Origin of the sequence: Roseateles chitinivorans (assembly GCF_050632235.1) — a bacterium.
Classification (GTDB): Bacteria; Pseudomonadota; Gammaproteobacteria; order Burkholderiales; family Burkholderiaceae_C; genus Roseateles; species Roseateles chitinivorans_A.
The window spans coordinates 4,414,311-4,433,028 of the sequence record NZ_CP192584.1; the positions used below are offsets into that span (position 1 = coordinate 4,414,311).

Here is an 18,718-nt window from a genome sequence, read left to right on the forward strand (position 1 = left end):
CCTGGACCCTCCGTGCCAGGCGGCGGCGTCCGAATCCCCTCTTCGCATACGACCATGAACCGCTCCATCGACGCATCGCGCGGCGACGCCTCCGGGCCGTCGGGCGCCGACATCTTCCTGCGGCTGCTGCCGCTGACACTGACCGTCCTCATCGGCTTCCTCACGATCGGCATCCAGCTGCCCGTCCTTCCCCTGCACGTGCACCGCACGCTGGGCATGGACGAGCTGGTGGTCGGCCTCGTCATCGGCTCGCAGTTCGCGGCGGCGCTGCTGTCGCGCGCCTGGGCCGGCAACTTCGCCGATCTCCGCGGCACCCATCGCGCCGTCCGCCTGGGCCTCGTGCTCGCGGCGGTCTCGGGCTTTGTCTACCTGGTCTCGCTGAGCTTCCCGACGCAACCGACGCTCGCCGTCTGGGTGCTCGTCGCGGGACGCCTGGTGCTGGCCGTCGGCGAGAGCCTCCTGGTCACCGGCGCCATGGGCTGGGGCATCGGTCTCGTCGGGCCGCAGAACGCCGGCAAGGTGATGGCGTGGATCGGCACGGCCATCTACGGCGCGTATGCCGTCGGCGCCCCGCTGGGCGTCGCCCTGAACGCGAGCCGCGGCTTCGCCGGCATCTGCGCCGCCGTGCTGGTGATCCCGATCCTGGGCCTGCTCGTCATCACCCGCGCGCCCGCCGTGCCGCCCGCGGCCGGCCGCAGGACGCCGTTCTACGCCGTGCTCGCCGCCGTCAGCGGCCCCGGGCTGGGCCTGGCCCTGTGCAGCGCCGGCTTCGGCGTGATCACGGCCTTCATCGCCCTGCTCTTCGTCTCGAAACAATGGGGCGACGCATCGCTCGCCTTCACCGCGTTCGGCGCCGCCTTCATCGGCGCACGCATCCTCTTCAGCCACCTCCCCGACAAGATCGGCGGCGCCAAGGTGGCGCTCGTCTGCGTGCTGATCGAGGCCGCCGGTCTGCTGGTGATCTGGCAGGCGGACAGCGCCGCCGTCGCCTACGCGGGCACGGCCCTGACGGCCTTCGGTTATTCGCTCGCCTTCCCGGGATTCGGCGTGGAAGCCGTGCGCCGCGCCCCGCCGCAGGCGCGCAGCCTGGCCATGGGCGCGTACGTGGCCTTCCTCGACGTCTCGCTGGGCCTGCTCAGCCCGGCGGCCGGAGCGCTCGCGCGGGCCTACTCGGTCGACGCGGTCTATCTGGCCGCCGCGGTGACCGTCGCGGCCTCCGCGCTGGTGGCGCTGGCGCTGCTGGTGGCCAAGCCCCGCGTCGCCCTCAAGCCGGTCGGCGGCGGCTAAGCGCCGCCTTCGGAACTGCCTCCGCGGTCGCCTTCGACATCACCTTCGAGGCCCCCTTCGACGTTCCCGCCGGAGCGGCCTTCAAAGTGCCGATGTAGGCGCAGAGCATGTCCGCCAGGGCGCCCGCATAGGCCTTGATCTCGGCCGCCGTCCTCGGACTGGCCGAGAAGTCGTGACCCACCACGCTCAGGGTCGTGAGGACCAGATCGCCCGCCAGTGCGCGGGCCGCGATGCCCGCCTCGGGTGCGGCCTCTTCCATGAAGGCCTGCATGGTCAGCGTCACTTCCGCCCGGGCCGCCTGCGACTCGGGCGCATCGCGGTACAGCGGCGCTGCATCGTTGAGCGCCACGCGCATGCCAGCCTCTTCGCATTCGGACTTGAGGAAGGCCAGGACCAAGACTCGCAGGCGCTCCAGCGGAGGCCGCTTCCGGTCCTCCAGGATGCGTCGGAGGGTCTCCGTGGTCGCCTGCCACTCATCGGTCTGGAGCCGGAACAGGATCGCCGCCTTGTTCGGGAAGTACTGATAGACGGACCCCACGCTGACACCGGCCCGTTCCGCGACGCGCGCCGTGGTGAAGCGCGCGGCGCCTTCCGTCTCCAGAACCTGAATGGCCGCTTGAAGAATGGCGGCCACGAGGTCGGTCGAGCGGGCCTGCTGAGGCAGCTTCCGGGAGGAGATCTGGGGCGTTTTGCGTGTGGACATGGCGAGGTGGAGGTGGCCGCTGGAATGCGAATGGCGAATGTGACGGATCCATCGTATTCTAAAAACACGATGGATTGATCGTATTCACCCCAGGGCGCCGAGCCGCCCGCAACCCGACCACAACCCGACCTCACCATGACCTCATCGATCTCATCGACCCCGTCGACCACGCTGACCACGGCGCCCCTCGCGCCGCTGCTGACCCGCCTGTTCGCGCAGGCGGAGGCGGCGACCAGCCCCGCGGCGGCCGCGATCCCCCGCGCCGAACGCGAGCGCCTCATGCGCAGCAAGACGGAGTACCTGCAGTTCTACGGCCAGCTCAAGGACCTCTGGCTGCCGGTATCGCCGCAGACCGGCCGGCTCCTCTACCTGCTGGCCAGGCACGCTGGAGCACGCAATGTCGTCGAGTTCGGCACGTCCTTCGGGCTGTCGACGCTTCACCTGGCCGCGGCCTTGCGCGACAACGGCGGCGGGCTGCTGATCACCACGGAGTTCGAGCCGTCCAAGGTGGCCCAGGCACGCGCGCATGTGGCCGAGGCCGGCCTGAGCGACCTGGTGGACTTCCGCGCAGGCGACGCGCTCCAGACGCTGCGCGACGGCCTGCCGGCGTCGATCGACCTGCTGCTGCTCGACGGCGCGAAGTCGCTGTACGACGACGTGCTCGATCTGGTCGAACCCCGCCTTCGGCCCGGGGCGATCGTCATCGCCGACAACGTCGACTACAGCCCCGACTACCTCACGCGCATCCGCTCCGCCGACGGCGGCTACCTGTCGCTGCCGTTCGGCGAGGACGTCGAGGTGTCGCTCCGGGTGGGCTGATCAAGGCCGCCGGCGCAGGCGGCCGTAGCTCCACAGCAGCAGCGCACCGGCCGCCAGCACGGCGACGCCGACCACGGCACCCGAGCTGACGTAGACCACGCTGGACCACAGCACGTACGCGCTGCAGCCGACGAACACCAGCGGCAGCACCGGGTACAGCGGCACGCGGAACGGCCGTGGATGCGCCGGCGCCTTGCGGCGCAGCACCAGCACCGCCAGGCCGCTGAGCGTCAGGAAGCACCAGTACACCGGCGACAGGTAGTCGACCATCGTCGAGAAGCCGCCGCGCGTCGCCGCGCCGAACGCGACCAGCGCCAGCGCCATGCCGCTGGTGGCGATCACCGCGACCGTGGGCGTGCCGCGATCGGCGTCCCAGCGCGCGAGCTGCATTTCCTCCGCCAGATCGCGCGCGGCGGCGTAGGTGGTGCGCGGACCGGCGATCAGGATCGCGTTCATCACCGACAGGGCGGTCAGCGTCACCACGCCGACCATGACCAGCTCCGCGCCGCGGCCGAAGACCACGCGCATCGACTCGGCCGCCGGCGCCGCGCTCGCGGCCAGGCCACCCATGCCGAGCACGCGGACGTAAGCCCAGTTGGCCAGCAGGTACAGCGCCGTGACCGTGCCCAGGCCCAGCAGCAGCGCGCGCACGATGCCGCGGCGCGGGTCCTTCATCTCGGCGGAGAGCGTGGCGGCGTCGCTCCAGCCGCCGTAGGCGAGGAACACGAACACCATCGCCGTGCCCCAGGAGACGGTCGCGCCGCTCACCGCGCCGAGCGCGCCAGCCCCGCCGCCCGGTGCGGCGGGCGTGGCCGGTGCCAGTCCTTGCCATTGCTGCACGCCGGCACTGACGCCGAGCAGCAGGAGCCCGCCGATGACGAGCGTCGTCAGACCGAGTTGCGTGCCCAGCCCCACGCGCACGCCGAGCAGGTTGAGCCCCGTCAACGCGACGATGAGCCCGCCCGCAAGCCACGCGCTCACGTACTCGCCGAGCCACGGTGAGAGGTCGACCACCTGCGCCAGGTAGTCCCCGAACACGAAACCGAGCAAGGCCATCGAGCCCGTGTGGATCACCGCGAAACGCGACCACGCGAACAGGAAACCGAGCCGCGCGCCGAAGGCGCGGCGCAGGAAGTGGTAGTCGCCGCCGGCGTCCGGGAAGGCCGCCGCGAGTTCCGCGAAGCAGAGCCCGCCGACGAAGGACAGCACGCCGCCGAGCGCCCAGGCGAGATAGAGCTGCTCCGGCGTCGCCAGGAACTGCGCCACCATCGGCGAGGTCTTGAAGATGCCGGCACCGACCACCATGCCGATGCACAGCGCCATGGCGTGACGGACGTCGAGGATGCGCTGGGGTGACGCGCCGGAAGGATCGCCGGCGGGAATGCTGGCAGGAACGGACGGGGGCATGGTGGGGGACGGGGACGGGGACGGGGACGGGGACGCGCGATGCTACCGACGGTCCAGGCCGCGCGGCGGACTTCGTCGTGACCACGCGACGGCATGAGCTTATGAGGGAGTCGTCTGAAGCGGAATGCGGGTTTGCGGCCTGCGCGCCGATAGGCTGACGGCTCGACTGCCCTCGTTGACTGCCGCGGCCGCTGGCCCTCACCCCCACCCTCTCCCGCCAAGCGGGAGAGGGGTCCGACCGGCGCCCTTCTCACCTCCTCTCCCGCTTGCCCATGCTGAAGCTTCGCCACACCGCCCTCGCCGCCTTGACCCTGACGGGCAGCGTCTCCGCCCTCGCCCAGTCGGCGCCCGCGACATCGCCGGATTTCTCCCTGAGCCCCGTGCTCGTCACCGGCACGCGCGCCCGCGACCGGACGCTCGCGGACAGCCAGGTGCCCGTCGACGTGCTCTCCCGCGAGGACCTGCTGCGCGCCGCCGGTCCCGACGGCACCCTCGCCGCCGCGCTGCAGGCACTGCTGCCGTCGTTCAACTTCCCGCGCCAGTCCAATTCCGGCGGCGCGGACCACGTGCGCGCGGCGCAGTTGCGCGGCCTGTCGCCGGACCAGGTGCTGGTGCTCGTCAACGGCAAGCGCCGCCACACCTCGGCGCTCGTGAACCTCGAGTCCAAGACCGGCAAGGGCACCAACCCCGTCGACTTCAACACCATCCCGCTGGCCGCCGTGCAGCGCATCGAGGTCGTGCGCGACGGCGCGGGCGCGCAGTACGGCTCCGACGCGATCGCGGGCGTGGTCAACGTGATCCTCGACGAGCGCCGCAGCGGCGGCGAGCTCAGCACCGAGGCCGGCCTCTTCCACACGAGCTTCGCCCCCACCGACCGCACGATCAACGACGGCCAGACGCAGTCGGCCAGCCTGTCGCAGGGCTGGGCCCTCGGCGAGCGCGGCTTCCTGCGCGCCGGGCTCGAGGGCCTGCACCGCAACGCGACCAACCGCAGCGGCCTCGACCAGCTGCCGCCGTGGGAAGACCCGACGCCGGACAACCTCGCCACCGTCGGTCAGCGCAACTACGCCGCCGGCGAGCCAGCCACGCGACAGTGGCAGGCCTTCTTCAACGGCGCCGTCGACCTCACGCCGCAGCAGCAGCTCTACGCCTTCGGTACCTGGCAGCAGCGGCGCTCGACCGGCGCGGCGTACTACCGCTACCCGGACAGCGTCGCCAACCTCCGGAGCGTCTATCCGGACGGCTACCGGCCGCAGACCACCGGCGACAACCGCGACCTGCAGTTCGTCGCGGGCCTGCGCGGCGACTGGGCCGGCTGGGACTACGACCTCTCGCTCGATCACGGCCGCAACGACTTCGACTACGGCGTTCGGCAGTCGCTGAACACCTCGCTCGGCACGGCCAGTCCGACCGAATTCCATCTCGGGGATTTCGGCACCCGGCTGACCACGGTGAACCTCGATCTGACACGATCCGTGGCGATGCCCGGCCTGAGCCGCCCGGCCACCTTGGCCGCCGGCCTCGACGGGAGGCACGAGCGCTTCGTCACCGGCGCGGGCGACGCGGCGTCCTACGCGGTCGGCCCGTTCGACGGCCCCGGCGGCGCGCAGGCCGGTCCGGGACTTCAAGCCGGCGACGCGGCCCGCCTGTCGCGCCGCGTGATCGGCGCCTACGTCGACCTCAGCGCCTCGCTCACCCGCGACTGGCAGGCGGAAGCCGCGCTGCGCCACGACCACTACAGCGACTTCGGCAACGCCACGACGGCCAAGCTCTCGTCTCGCCTGGCGCTCGCCGAGGGCGTGGCGCTGCGCGGCGCGGTGTCGACCAACTTCCGCGCGCCTTCGCTCGCTCAACGCGGCTTCAGCTTCACGGTGACCGACCGCGGCGACGGCGGCGCGCTCAGCCAGATCCGCACGCTGCCGGTGGACGACCCGATCGCGCGCTACCTCGGCGCGCGGGACCTGAAGGCGGAGCGCTCCCGCAACGCGAGCCTGGGCCTGACCTGGCAGCCGGACCGCCACTGGTCGGCGACGCTCGACGCCTACACGATCCGCGTCAAGGACCGCGTCACGCTGTCGCAGCGCATCAGCGGCGACGGACTGTCGGAGGACCTGGCCTCGCGCTTCGGCGTGCCCGGCATCGACGGGGTCAACTTCTTCACCAACGCGCTGGACACGCGCACGCGCGGCGCGGACCTCGTGACCGAGTGGAACGGCGCGGCCCTCGGCGGCGAGCTGCGCTTGTCGTGGGCGGCCTCCTTCAGCAAGACGACGGTGCGCCCGCATGCGGACGCGAACGTCGGCCTGGAGGAACTGAACACGCTGACCGACGCCGCACCGCGTCAGCGCCACCTCCTCACCGCGCAATGGCGCGGCGGCGCGTGGTCGCTGCTGAGCCGCGTGACCCGTCACGGCAGCACGAAACGGGTCTTCGACTTCGGCGACGGCTTCGTGCCGTCGCAGACCTACGCGCCGGTCTGGCAGCTGGACCTGGAGGCGCAATGGCAGGCGACGCGCGCGCTGAGCCTCAGCATCGGCACGATCAACGCGACGGACCGGTATCCGAGCCGCTCCACCGCCGACATCGCGTACTTCGGCAACTTCCCGTACGACGTACTGTCGCCGGTCGGGTTCAACGGGGCCTATTACTACGCGCGGGCGAAGCTGCTCTTCTGAGTGTTCGCGGGACTGTTCAGACCCTGTGAATCACGCGGCCGCAGCGACTTGTCGACGCGTTCATCAGGCCGGCATGACTCCGCGCTGAGGTGCTCGTGATGCCGTCTTGATCGGCCTGACAAGCGGATACGGATGGGCCGGAAACGCGTCAACGCGAGGGGCTGCCGCGCCGTTGGCCCGGCATCGCAGTCAACCGCCGATCACCATGCGCCACTCCCTGTGCCTGACCGCCGTCGCCGTCGCGACCCTCCTCGCGGGCTGCGTCGCCCCGTCGCACACCGTGGTCCACGCCGATGCGTCCTACCGCGCGCCGCCGGCCTGGGCCCCGATGCCGCCCCCGCTCCGATCGTGAGCGTCTATGTCGAGCCGCCGCTGGCCCAGCCGGAACCGGTCTTCGTCGATGTCGCGCCGCCGCCGATGCTGGTCGAGGTGCCGCCGCCCCCGCCGTATCCCGGTGCGGTCTGGACCGGCGGCTACTGGGGCTGGCAAGGCCGTTGGGTCTGGTGTGCGGGGCGGTGGTCCTCGCCGCCGCGACCGGACTACGTCTGGGTCCAGCCCTACTACGAGCATCGCGACGGCGCCGTCGTGTTCGTCTCCGGCTTCTGGGCGGCGCACGGCGTGGGCTTCGTGCCGCCGCCTCCGGGGCTGCATCTCAGCGTCGAGGTCGCCATCGGCGGCGGCGCACGGCCGATGGGCCCGATGGGCGTGTTCGTGCCTCCGCCGCCGGGGTCACGGCCGGGTCTCATCGTGCCGGCGCCGATCGGCACGCCGCCGGCGGTGGTGGTCAGCGCGCCACCGGTGACCAACATCGGCATGCGCATCCAGCACAACACCCAGATCAATCAGACCGTGGTCAACAACTCGGTGACCAACAACACCACGAACGTGAACAACGTTCGCAACGTCACCAACATCACGAACGTCACCATCGTGGCGCCGGCGAACTCGACGGCCAGCGGCAAGGCGTTCCAGGGCGAGGTCCCCGCCGCCGCGCATCTCGCGGCGGCGCTGCCGGCCCAGGTCCACGCGCCCGCGCCCGTGCCGGCGAACGCGACACCGGTCCCGATGCCGGGCCAAGGCCGTCCTCCATCGGCGCAGCCCCCGCACGCATCGGCGCTGCCGCCTGCGGCTGAGCAACCCCGCGCGACCCCGCCGGGGCAGATGCCATCGCCAGCCGCGCAGCAACAGCAACAGCAACAGCAACAGCGGGAACAGATGAACCGTGCGGCGCCGATGCCGGCATCGACCGCAGCGACGCCGGCCGTTCCACCGATGCAGGATCCGGCCCATGCGCAGCATGAGCGCGACCGGCAACTGGAGCAGGAACGCCAGCGTGACGCGGCGCGTGACCACGAGATGGCGCGTGAGCGCGATGCCGCGCGCCATCGCGAAGCGGCCGCCGAGGCGCAGCGACCCGCCGCCGTCGCGCCAGTGCCAGCGCCAGCGCCAGCGCGCGACGCCGGGCATCCGGACGAGCGTCGTCGCGAGGAACAGGCCCGCGAGCGCGAGCACGACAGGCCGCACGCCAAGGACAAGGACAAGGACGCGAAGAAGGAGGAAGCGCGCGAACGGGAGAAGGCCGAGAAGGAGAAGGAACGGGAGAAGGAACGGGACAAGGAAAGGGAACGCGAGCGTTGAGCGCCGCGCGCGCGGGGACGATCAGCCGGCAGCCGACGCGCCCTTCGCCTGCACCGGCGGCGCCGCGGGCCACAGCGCATCGACCGGCCGCTCCAGTACCCGCGCCGCCACCGGATGGAACACCGCCGGATCGAGGCGCCCTCCGGCGGCGGCCCCGGCCAGCCACCGCTCGATGGAACCGCCCGTCTCCGTCCATCGATCCTGACGCAGCAATCCGTAGAGGCCCGCCGCGATCACGTGGATGCCGTCGTCCGACCTGCGCCAGCGGTCCGCGGGATTGCGGGCGACGCCCAGCGCCTCGCTGATCAGCTGGTCCAGGGCCTGGCACAGGTCCTCGTCCACCAGGCCCTTCAGCGTCGTGTAGCCCCAGCGCGGATCGTGATCGCGGACGATGGCCGTGATCAGCGGGTCGCGGCCGAACGCCGCGAGCGCGGCGGTCGCCGCCGCGCCGTCCATCGGCATCGGCGGATGGAGCATCTCGTGGGCGGCGATCCGCACCGTGGTGGCCGTGTCGTAGTCGGCCGCCTGCAGGAAGGTCTGTCCCTGCACCTTGATCCCGTGCGGCTTGGAGAACTGGAGCAGCACGATCTGGATCTCGGGATCGAAGGTCCGGCCGGTCAGCTTCTCCTGCCAGGAGATCACGTCGAAGCCGGCCAATGCCCGTTGCACCTCGGCGACGCGCTGGTCCAGGTCCTGGCCGATCCGTTCCCTGCGGAACGCCGCGAAGCCGGCGCGCTGCATCGCGCTGAAGATCGCGTCGATCCGGGGCGCCGCGCGGTCGAACCAGGCCCAGTCCTCCGCGCTCCAGTAGCTGCTGGCCTGGTAGCTCGGCAGGATGGCCGTCTGCCGCGAGCGCAACGCGCGCAGCAGCGTGGCGATCGTCGCGTCGTGGCCGTTCGCGGAGAACAGCACCTGCAGGTTGGGACCGAGCAGTCCGAAGCCGTCCTTCGTCGCCTGGTTCCACAGCGCCGCCACGTCGGTGCGGACCGCCTCGGGCAGTCGCGGCGCGAAGGCGGCGGCGTCCTCGGCGTAGAAGTCCAGGTAGAGCGGCGTGCCCGACAGCGGTCCGAGGAAGGCGATCGCATCGAAGCCCTCGGAGGACCTCACCCGCCATCGCGTGCGATGGGTGCCCGCCGGCGCAGCGCGCGCGTCGACGGCGCGCAGGGACGCCACCGAAGCGATCAGTGGGACGGCCAGTCGCGCCGGGGGCAGCGCGACGAGCGGCGTGGTCAGGAAGGTTCGTCGTTGCATGCCTCGATCGTAGGCACGCCGGACCGGACGTTCTTGAACGGACTTAACCCAGCCAGCGGGTCGGCGTCCGTCCCGTCAGGGCGACGACGGCGCGCGTCAGGTGCGCCTGGTCGGCGAAACCGGTCTCCGCCGCGAGCGTCGCCATCGATCCCTGCCATCCCGGCAGCCGGCGCAGCGCCTGCAGCGTGCGCAGCTCCAGGCGGTAGCGCTTCGGCGTGATGCCGTAGGCACGGTGGAAGCCCCGGCTGAGCGACTGCGGCGCGATGCCCATGGCATCGGCCCACTCGGCGAGGCGGAGCGCCGGATCACCCGCCAGCGCCGCGGCCAGCAGGTCCGGCCAGTCGTTGAGCCGCGCGGTCGACGGACGGAAGGTCGTCGTCAGCAACGCCGCGGCGTCGCGCGGATCGCGCTCGGCGAGCCGCGCGATCGCGTCGACATCGTCCACATGCCCGAAGGCATCGCCGGCATCGCGCCCGTCCGCCGGCAGATTCAGCACCCGGGCGCCAGCACGGAAGAACTCGTTCTGATGCGACTCGTGCTCGCCGTGGAACACCGCCTGACCGGCCTCGACGCGCAGCCGGCCGCGATCTCCCGCCTCCACGTAGCCGCCGGCGAGCACCAGCGCGACGTAGCCGTCCCGATGGCGGTGGCGAGCCATCCGCTCGAAGGCGCGGTGAAGGGAGATCGAGGTCGTCATCGCTGCGGCCGCTCGTCGGACCTCGACTCATACAGGCCGGGGAAGTAACGCTCCATCAGCGTCGCCGGCTTCAACGGCGGCGTGAAACCGAACGGTGCATAGAGCGCATGCGCGTCCCCGGTCGCGAGCGTGAATCGCCGCAGGCCCTGCAGATCGGGATGCGCCATCACGGCCGCCATCAGGCGCTTGCTGTGCCCCTGCCCGCGATGCGCCGGGAGGACGAAGACATCGACCAGGTTCGCGAAGGTCGAGCAGTCCGTGATCACCCGGGCGAAGGCCACCTGGCGTCCGTCGATGAACCCGCCGAAGCACAGCGAGTGTTCGATGGACCGCTCGACGACCTGGCGCGGGATGCCCCGGGCCCACGACGACTCGTCCGCCAGGAACGCATGGATCATGTCGACCTCCAGCTCGGTCTTGTCCGTGGAGACACGCAGCATGCCAGAAGCAGGCGGAGGCACCTCGTCTTGTCCCGCACGCGCCTGGACCGCGGTCACCTGGGCCGCGGAGACGCTACGCCCGGCCAGCGGATGGATGTCCAGGCTGCCGTACATGCCGACGACTTCGCCGATGACGACCTGGTAGCCCTTGAGCCACCGCTCGTGCTGCTGCTTGGCCTGGAGGTGCAGCGGATGCGCCATCAACGCGCGCAACGCGTCCATCGACTCCCAGTAGTACACGTTGGTGATGAGCCCCAGCGCGGCGTTCTCCCAGCTCTCCTCGCCGAGGTAGCCGGGGATGGCCTTCGCCATCTCCGCGATGGCGTTGTCCAGCGCGTGGAAGTCGGCGTCGTACTCGCCCTTGTAGAACGTGAAGGTGGAAGTGAACACGTGTCGATTCGAGGTGGCAGGTTGCAAGACGGCGCGATTTCAACATCAATCCCGGGCCGGGAGTGCCCCCATCGACCTTCTTGGGCATGATCGCCCTTGTTCCGTCGGCCCCACTTCTCAAAGGGAACCCCATGGCCAAGTACCTGATCTCCTTCCCCAGCGCCGCGATGGTCGTCCCCGACGGCGAATGGGACGCGGTGGTCCGCGATTCGCATGCCGTGATCGAGGAGGCGAAGGTCGCCGGTGTCTACGTCTTCGGCGGCGGCATCGACGAGAGCGTCCCGCCCGTGCTGGTCGCCGGTGACGGCACGGTCGCCGAAGGGGGCTACCCCTGGGCACCCGCGCTCAACGGCGGATTCTGCGTTCTGGAACTGCCCTCACGCGAAGCGGCCGTCGACTGGGCGGCGCGCATCGCCAAGGCCTGCCGTTGCCAGCAAGAACTGCGCGTGTTCTTCTTCGATCCGGCGTCCTGAGGCGCGGCTGCGTTCGAGCGCGGCCGCTCAGGCCACCGCCAGGTGCACCGCCTCGGCCAGCGCGTCCACGCGGAACGGCTTCTTCAGGATGGACCGCGCGCCCAGCACCTGACCGACCTTGTCCATGTCGGCATACCCGGTCGCCAGGATGATGGGGATCGTCGGCCAGGCGTCCTGCACGCGACGGATCAGCTCGCCGCCGTTCATGCCCGGCATCACGTAGTCGACGATCAGCAGGCTGGGCTGGCGCTGGTCGAGCCTGAGCAGCGCCTCCGTGCCGTTCGACACCGCCGTCACCCGATGGCCCAGCAGCTCCAGGCTCTGGACGATGGAATGGCGGACCTCGTCGTCGTCCTCCACCACCAGGATGTCCTGGCTCGGCGTGGCCAGGCTGGACGGGTCGACCTCGGCCTCTTCCGCCAGGGTCTCCGCGGCCAGCGGGAAGGTCAGGTGGACCTGCGTCCCCTGCCCCGGCGCGCTCTCGATGCCCACCTGGCCGCCGGACTGCTTCGCCAGTCCGTACACCTGCGCCAGGCCCAGGCCCGTGCCGCTGCCCATCGCCTTCGTGGTGAAGAAGGGCTCGAAGACGCGCTCGATGATGGACGGCGGAATGCCGGCGCCGCTGTCGGCCACCGTCACCCGGACACCGGGCACGACCTGACCCTCGCGCTCGCACTCGGCCTCCTGCGTGCTGATGACGATGGTGCCGCCCTCCTTCATCGCATCACGCGCATTCAGCGCGAGGTTGAGGACGGCCATCTCCAGCTGGTTCGGATCCAGCAGCACGACCGGCCGCGGATGCGCCAACGCCAGGTCGATGTGCACGCGCGAGCCCACCGAGGTCAGCAGCAGCTCCTGCATGTCGTTGATCGAGGCGTGGATGTCGGTGGCCTGGGGGACCAGCGACTGGTTGCGGGCGAAGGACAGCAGCTGCTCGGTCAGCCGTGCGCCGCGCTTCACCGTGCGCCGCGCGCCTTCCACGATCCGGCCGGCCGGCGGCGGGCAGTCCAGCCGCGCCAGCAGGTCGAGGTTGGTGCCGATGACGTGCAGCAGGTTGTTGAAATCGTGCGCGATGCCGCCGGTCAGATGCCCCATGGCCTCCATCTTCTGGACCTGCAGCAGCGCCGCCTGCGCCCGCTCGCGCTCGGCGATCTCGTTCATGAGCCGGTTGTTGGCCATGGACAGCTCCCGCGTGCGGTGCTCGATGCGGTCCTCGAGCTCGCGGTTGAGCCGCTCCACCGCGTCGTGCGCGACTGCCAGTTCGGCGAGCATCGCCCGGTTGGCGTATTGCCTCGCCCGGGCGCGTACCGCGGCTTCCACGGCGGTATGCAGGGTGTCGGGGCTCAGCGGCCGTTCCAGCAGGATGACGTTGCCCATCAGGTGCAGCGACGCCGCCGCATTGGGTGCGCGCCGGCCGGTGCGCTTGCTGGTCAGGACCACGAAGGGGAAGTCCGACCAGGGTGGCTGCCGGCTCAGCCAGAGGTGCACCGGGCTCCCGGAGGCGATGGACAGGGCCTCCTCCGTCACGACGGCCGCCGCTGCCCCCTCGTTCAGCGCCGCCAGCAGCTGTTCCGGCGTGTGGACGGGATAGGGTGGCGCCAGGCCAGTCACGACCTCGGCGATCACCTGCGCATCCCGGCCGAACGGCGCCAGGACGATGACACGGGATTCGAACGCACTCGTCATTCAGCGCCGCGCTGATCGTCGTCGCTGTCGCTCAGCAGCGCGATGTCACCGGCGTAGCGCGAGACGCCGGACACCACGCCTTCGAAGTCCGTCAGCGCCACGCCGATCTCCACCCCTTGTTCACCGAGGCGGAACTCGTGGATGGTGCTGGCATGCTTGTTGGTGCGGCTCTTCGCCACCGAGACCGCCTTGAGCAAATTGCCGCGGGCCTCGAAGTAGCGGAACAGCACGACCGCATCGCTGAGGTAGCTCAGGTCGATGTCGATGCGGCCCTGGCCGAGGATGCCGTGCTGGCCCAGCACCAGGATGGTCATCACGCCGCGCTGGTTGAGGTAGGTCAACAGCTCATGCATCTGCAGCATCAGGAACTTGCCGCCGGGCATCGCCTGGAGGTAGGCGTTGAGGCTGTCGATCACCACCGTGCGCACGCCGTCCTGCTCGACCGAGCGTCGCACGCGTGACGCGAACTCCCCGGCGGTGACCTCCGCGGGATCCAATGCATTGAGCAGGAACTGCTCGTCGTCGATGTAGCCCTGCAGGTCGTAGCCCAAGGTCTTCGCGCGCGGCAGCAGCGTCCCCAGGCCTTCGTCGAACAGGTAATAGGCGGCCCGCTCGCCGCGCTTGAGTGCCGCATGGACGCAGGCGATGGCGGTGGTCGTCTTGCCGACGCCGGAAGGGCCGACGAACAGCGTGTTGCTGCCGCGGGCCAGCCCGCCGCCCAGCGCGGCGTCGAAGGCGGCGTTGCCGCTGCTGACGTTCTCCGGGACGAAGGCCTTGTGGTGCTCGGCCGCGACCAGGCGCGGGAACACCTCCAGCCCGCCGGTCTTGAGGGTGAAGTCGTGCTCCCCGCTGCGGAAGCCGATGCCGCGCATCTTCGCCACGCGCAGGAAGCGCTTGTCCGCGCCGTACTCGCCCACGATCTGCTGCAGCCACACGACCCCGTGGGCGATGCTGCGCAGCTGCATGTCGCCGGTCGCGGCGCTGAGGTCGTCCAGCATCAGCACCGTGCAGTCGTGGTGCGCGAAGAAGTGCTTCAGCGCCAGCACCTGGCGCCGGTAGCGCAGCGGGTCCTGCGCCAGCAGGCGCATCTCCGACAGGCTGTCGAAGACGACGCGCTTGGGGCGGGTCGCCTCGATCCGCGCCATCACGCCCTGCACGGTCTGGTTCAGCTCCAGCTCGGCCGGATGGATGATGGACTGCTCGGCTTCGGGACCGAGCTGCTCGGCGCTGACCAGTTCGAAGACCTCCAGCCCCGGCTGGTCGAGGTCCCACCCATGCGACTTGGCGACCTCCTTCAGCTCGGTGCCGGTCTCGGACAGGGTGACGTACAGACCCGACTCCCCGACCGCGAGGCCCGCGAGCAGGAAGTGCATGCCGAGCGTGGTCTTGCCGGTGCCCGGCTCCCCCTCGAAGAGGTAGAGATGCCCCTGGGGCAGGCCGCCCTGGAGGATGTCGTCGAGGCCGGCGATGCCGGTGGAGCTGCGGGGTTGGGACATGGGCAAGGCGGTGCGGATGAGGTCGGGCCATTCTCGCCGGTCGCCTGTGGGGACGGTCTGGAGAGGTCGGATGCCGCGCCGTGGCAATTTCCGATCCCGCCTCGTCCCCGGCGGTCTCGGAGCGGCCCGCTCACCCCCTGCCGTCCCGCCGTCAGGCGACGAGCAACGACCGCGCCGCCGAAGCGGCCACGAGCGGTCTCACCGCGGACGAGGCGGCCGGCGACGCGACCGATCCGATCTGGATGCGTCCCTTGCCGGCGCGCTTGGCCGCGTACATGGCGTCGTCGGCGCCACGCATGACCGAAGCCAGGTCGCAGGATCCCCGCGCCAGGACGATGCCGATGCTCGCGCTCACGGTCACGCGGTGACCGCCGGCGACCTCGATCGGCCGCTCGATCTCCGCCAGGCAGCGCTGGAGCACCGTGCGCGCGCCGCCCGCGTCGCTGCTGGCGGCCAGGACGATCGCGAACTCGTCGCCGCCCAGGCGGGCCACGATGTCGTTGGCGCGCAAGGTCTGCTGCAGCCGGGCGCCGACCGCCTGCAGCACCTCGTCCCCGGCCTCGTGGCCGTGGCGGTCGTTGACCGGCTTGAAGCCGTCCAGGTCCAGGTAGCAGACCGCGATCCCGGCGTCCGCCCGCAGCGCGGTGGCCTGGGCGTCGGCGAGCTTTTCCTCGAACAGGCGCCGGTTCGGCAGGCCGGTCAAGGCATCGCGGAAGGCCATGCCGTAGGCCTTCTCCTCGCTCTGCTTGAGCGCGTCGATGTCCATCAGCATCCACAGGCTCTCTTCCTCGGAGACCAGCATGCCGCTCAGGTCGATCCACAGCGCGGTGCCGTCCTTCCTGCGCATCTGCACCTGGGTGCGGAAGCGTTCGCCGGCGCGCAGCGCGCCATAGCCGGCCCGGCCGATGTGGTCGAAGGTGGCCTGGTCCAGGTAGAGATCGCGCATCGACATGCCGCGCATCTCGCCCTGGCCGTAGCCGAGGATGCGCTCGAGGGCGCGGTTGTCCCACTGGATCACGCGCGAGCGAAGCCGCACCATGCCCACCAGGTCGTTCTCCAGCATCAGCGACTGCTCGCGCGCGGTGCGGTCCGCGGCCAGGCGGCCCTCATGCTCACGCTTCTGGCCCCGGTAGAGCAGCACGGAGACGCCGCCGACCAGGGCGATCATCAGCGCCACGAGGGCGCAGAGCTCGGCCGCCTGGCGGTACCAGGCCCCGAGGTACTCGCCGGTGCTCAGGCCGGCGAAAACGGTGAACGGGTAGCCCGGCACGCGGTGGTACGCGGTGATGCGCTCGACCTGGTCCAGCGCCGTCGGCGTCACGTACCAGCCCTGCGCCGCGTCGCGCCGGATGTTGTCGCGCAGGGCCTGGGAGACGGTGGCCTCGCCCAGCCCCTTGAGCGAGCGGGGCTCCGACGCCGAATGGCGGGCCACCAGCAGGAAGTTGTCGTTCATGCGCATCGACATGGCGCCCGAGCGCCCGAGCGCCATCCCGGCGAAGTGTTCCGCGAAATGCTCCGAGGTCACCTCCGTCAGCACGACGCCGTCGAATCCCCCGTCGGCATTGATCAGCCGGCGCGCGACCACGATGCACCAGTCCCCCGCCACGCGGCTCAGCAGCGGCTCGGACACCACGGTGGCGTCGCGGGCCCTGGCGCGCTCGAAGTAGGACCGGTCGCCGAGGTGGATCGCCGTGGCGGGTGCGCCTTCCTCCGACACCACGTCCCCGGCCGCGTCGACCACGCGCACCGCGCTCACATGCTTCAGCAGCACCCGCTGTTCGGCGACCATTTGCGACAGGACTTCGGGACGGTCCGCCTCACGGGACGTCTTCGCATACCGCTCGGCCACCGTGGCCAAGGCGTTGTCGATGAGGCGGAGTTCCGCGGCCACCTCGCTGCTCATGCTGGTGGCGAGGTTCTCGGCGGTCAGCCGCGCCGCCTCCTCGTCGCCCTCGCGGGCGTTGCGCAGGCTCAATCCGACGGCCAGACACAGCATCAGCCCCAGCATCAGATTGCCGGCGACCAGCCCACGGCGCAGGCGGGTCAATGAATTCCTGACGATCGTGCGTTGATGTTGCATGGCTAGGCGTCCTCCCGGCGGACGCATCGCCGGGGAAACGCCCGTGAATGGTCCGAGCGGACGTTGTACGTCCGCGCCCCGCGGCGCACCATCCAGGACTGACTGAAGCTCGTGTAGGGCGTCCCCCGACGGGGATTGCCCTGACGACGGGCGTCGCGTCGCCGGCGGGGGCTCGGGTGATGGCCGCTCGTGACCCGCTCATGACCCGCTCATGGCACCGCGAAAATTGGGCCGCCCCCTCCAAGGACTGCCGGATGAGGTTAGGGTGACGGGACAACCTGGAATCGCCATGACCGACACCGCATCGCCCGCATCGCTCTCCTCGCCCTCCTCGCCCGTCGTCTCCGTCCAGCCGCTGGGCATGCCCTGGGACACGATCGACCCCTTCCTGTTCTGCGTCCACCACGACGACGCCTATCCGCGTGGCAACGGCCGCCACGGACCGGACGCGACGCTGCTGGCGGGCCGGCAGATGGGCTCGGACTTCTCCCGCAAGGACGGCTGGAGCATGTATCACGGCCAGCAGGTGCCCGGCTTCCCCGCCCACCCGCACCGCGGCTTCGAGACGGTGACCATCGTGCGCCAGGGCCGCATCGACCATTCCGATTCGCTGGGCGCCTCGGCGCGGTTCGGCGGCGGCGACGTCCAGTGGCTGACGGCTGGCAAGGGCATCGTCCACGCGGAGATGTTCCCGCTGCTGCACGATGACCGCGCCAACCCGCTGGAGCTGTTCCAGATCTGGCTCAACCTGCCGGCGGACAGCAAGATGGTCGAGCCGCACTTCACGATGTTCTGGTCGCAGGACATCCCGCGGCACCGCTTCGTCGACGAGGCCGGGCGCGCCACCGAGGTGGCGGTGATCGCCGGTGACCTGCCCGCCTCTGCCCTGGGCGGCGCCCACGAGGCGCATGGGGCTCACGGAACCAGGCCGCTGGCGCCGCCACCGGACTCGTGGGGCGCGCGGCTGCATTCGGACCTGGCGATGTGGACGCTGCGTCTGGCGCCCGGCGCGCAATGGACGCTGCCCGCGGCGCTGGGCGACGGCACGCGCCGCAAGCTGTACTTCTTCGCCGGCAGCCGGCTCACGATCGAGGGACAGGTCGTGCCCGTGAGTTCGTCAGTCGAAGTCCGGGCGGGGTCCGCTGTCACTCTGCTCAACGGCGACGAACCCGCCGAACTGCTGATGCTGCAGGGCCGGCCCATCGGCGAGCCGGTGGCCCAGTACGGCCCCTTCGTCATGAACACCGAGCAGGAGTTGCGCCAGGCCTTCGAGGACTACCGCCGCACCGAGTTCGGCGGCTGGCCGTGGCCGGATCCAGCGCCCGTGCACGGCGACAAGGAAGACCGCTTCGCGCGGCATGCGGACGGGCGGACGGAGCGGCCGCCGTCGCAGGACTGAATCGCCCCGGCCCCGGCGGACACAAGTCCTGACCCCCTTACGGGGAGGCGCGCCGCGGCGCTCCCGGCGCTGTTGCTTTGCGAGCAGCCCGTTCATGGCCGTTCATTTGATTTTCGGCAATTCAGCGCATACCACCTTATTCATCGGTCTTTTCCGGGGAGCCGATTCAAAGGTTCATGCAAGACTGATTGCCGTCACGGCCCGAGAGATCTCCGAGTCCATGCATACGCAGTACGTCATCCGCCAGTGCGGGTGAGGCGATGCGCCTCAGGGGATC

The 18,718-nt window shown here is 70.7% G+C and carries 15 protein-coding genes and 1 pseudogene; 7 read left to right on the plus strand and 9 right to left on the minus strand.

What is annotated here, in order from left to right:
* Positions 1 to 54: 54 nt before the first annotated feature.
* On the plus strand, positions 55 to 1,287 hold the full coding sequence (locus ACQ859_RS20010) for an arabinose transporter (RefSeq protein ID WP_431262417.1): 1,233 nt from the start codon (positions 55 to 57) through the stop codon (positions 1,285 to 1,287).
* Here ACQ859_RS20010 and ACQ859_RS20015 read toward each other — a convergent pair.
* Positions 1,265 to 1,990, minus strand: a complete 726-nt coding sequence (locus tag ACQ859_RS20015) for a TetR family transcriptional regulator (protein WP_431262418.1) — start codon at positions 1,988 to 1,990, stop codon at positions 1,265 to 1,267. The genes ACQ859_RS20010 and ACQ859_RS20015 overlap by 23 nt on opposite strands.
* A gap of 135 nt (positions 1,991 to 2,125) precedes the next feature.
* Between ACQ859_RS20015 and ACQ859_RS20020 the strand changes: the two genes are divergently transcribed.
* A complete protein-coding gene (locus ACQ859_RS20020; RefSeq protein WP_431262419.1) occupies positions 2,126 to 2,809 on the plus strand; it encodes an O-methyltransferase in 684 nt (227 codons plus the stop codon).
* Here the strand turns inward: ACQ859_RS20020 and ACQ859_RS20025 are convergent, their stop codons facing one another.
* Positions 2,810 to 4,216 carry an APC family permease gene (locus ACQ859_RS20025; protein ID WP_431262420.1) on the minus strand — a complete coding sequence of 469 codons (1,407 nt, stop codon included), beginning with the start codon at positions 4,214 to 4,216 and terminating at the stop codon, positions 2,810 to 2,812. It abuts the gene before it with no gap.
* A 272-nt stretch (positions 4,217 to 4,488) separates the two neighbouring features.
* Here ACQ859_RS20025 and ACQ859_RS20030 point away from each other — a divergent pair, with 272 nt between their 5' ends.
* From ACQ859_RS20030 to ACQ859_RS20040, 3 genes are all read left to right on the plus strand, one after another.
* Positions 4,489 to 6,891, plus strand: coding sequence for a TonB-dependent receptor plug domain-containing protein (locus tag ACQ859_RS20030; protein ID WP_431262421.1), 2,403 nt, complete (start codon positions 4,489 to 4,491; stop codon positions 6,889 to 6,891).
* Between the two features lie 205 nt (positions 6,892 to 7,096).
* Positions 7,097 to 7,243, plus strand: a complete 147-nt coding sequence (locus ACQ859_RS20035; RefSeq protein ID WP_431256879.1) for a hypothetical protein — start codon at positions 7,097 to 7,099, stop codon at positions 7,241 to 7,243.
* Complete coding sequence (locus ACQ859_RS20040) at positions 7,240 to 8,529, plus strand: hypothetical protein (RefSeq protein WP_431262422.1); 1,290 nt, start codon at positions 7,240 to 7,242, stop codon at positions 8,527 to 8,529. The genes ACQ859_RS20035 and ACQ859_RS20040 overlap by 4 nt, the downstream gene beginning before the upstream one ends.
* Positions 8,530 to 8,550: 21 nt before the next feature.
* Here ACQ859_RS20040 and ACQ859_RS20045 read toward each other — a convergent pair whose 3' ends face one another.
* From ACQ859_RS20045 to ACQ859_RS20060, 4 genes and pseudogenes are all read right to left on the minus strand, one after another.
* Positions 8,551 to 9,780 (minus strand): hypothetical protein, encoded by a 1,230-nt coding sequence (locus ACQ859_RS20045; protein WP_431262423.1) that lies wholly within the window; start codon positions 9,778 to 9,780, stop codon positions 8,551 to 8,553.
* Between the two features lie 43 nt (positions 9,781 to 9,823).
* A complete protein-coding gene (locus ACQ859_RS20050; RefSeq protein WP_431262424.1) occupies positions 9,824 to 10,477 on the minus strand; it encodes a helix-turn-helix domain-containing protein in 654 nt (217 codons plus the stop codon).
* Entirely contained in the window at positions 10,474 to 10,917 is a 444-nt protein-coding gene (locus tag ACQ859_RS20055; RefSeq protein ID WP_431266608.1) for a GNAT family N-acetyltransferase, read from the minus strand. Before ACQ859_RS20055 ends, ACQ859_RS20050 begins: the two co-directional genes overlap by 4 nt.
* Positions 10,918 to 10,953: 36 nt before the next feature.
* Positions 10,954 to 11,307: pseudogene (locus ACQ859_RS20060) on the minus strand (antibiotic biosynthesis monooxygenase family protein); the annotation flags it as partial.
* Between the two features lie 131 nt (positions 11,308 to 11,438).
* Here ACQ859_RS20060 and ACQ859_RS20065 point away from each other — a divergent pair.
* A complete protein-coding gene (locus ACQ859_RS20065; protein ID WP_431262425.1) occupies positions 11,439 to 11,780 on the plus strand; it encodes a YciI family protein in 342 nt (113 codons plus the stop codon).
* 27 nt (positions 11,781 to 11,807) lie between these two features.
* Here the strand turns inward: ACQ859_RS20065 and ACQ859_RS20070 are convergent, their stop codons facing one another.
* From ACQ859_RS20070 to ACQ859_RS20080, 3 genes are all read right to left on the minus strand, one after another.
* Positions 11,808 to 13,466 carry an ATP-binding protein gene (locus ACQ859_RS20070; protein WP_431262426.1) on the minus strand — a complete coding sequence of 553 codons (1,659 nt, stop codon included), beginning with the start codon at positions 13,464 to 13,466 and terminating at the stop codon, positions 11,808 to 11,810.
* On the minus strand, positions 13,463 to 14,962 hold the full coding sequence (locus tag ACQ859_RS20075; RefSeq protein WP_431262427.1) for an ATPase domain-containing protein: 1,500 nt from the start codon (positions 14,960 to 14,962) through the stop codon (positions 13,463 to 13,465). The genes ACQ859_RS20070 and ACQ859_RS20075 overlap by 4 nt, the downstream gene beginning before the upstream one ends.
* Before the next feature lie 151 nt (positions 14,963 to 15,113).
* Complete coding sequence (locus ACQ859_RS20080; protein WP_431262428.1) at positions 15,114 to 17,042, minus strand: diguanylate cyclase domain-containing protein; 1,929 nt, start codon at positions 17,040 to 17,042, stop codon at positions 15,114 to 15,116.
* 289 nt (positions 17,043 to 17,331) lie between these two features.
* On the opposite strand from ACQ859_RS20080, the gene ACQ859_RS20085 reads away from it, so the two are divergent.
* The gene (locus tag ACQ859_RS20085; protein WP_431262429.1) at positions 17,332 to 18,441 is read left to right on the plus strand and encodes a pirin family protein; all 1,110 of its coding nucleotides are present in this window, start codon (positions 17,332 to 17,334) and stop codon (positions 18,439 to 18,441) included.
* Positions 18,442 to 18,718 lie beyond the last annotated feature (277 nt).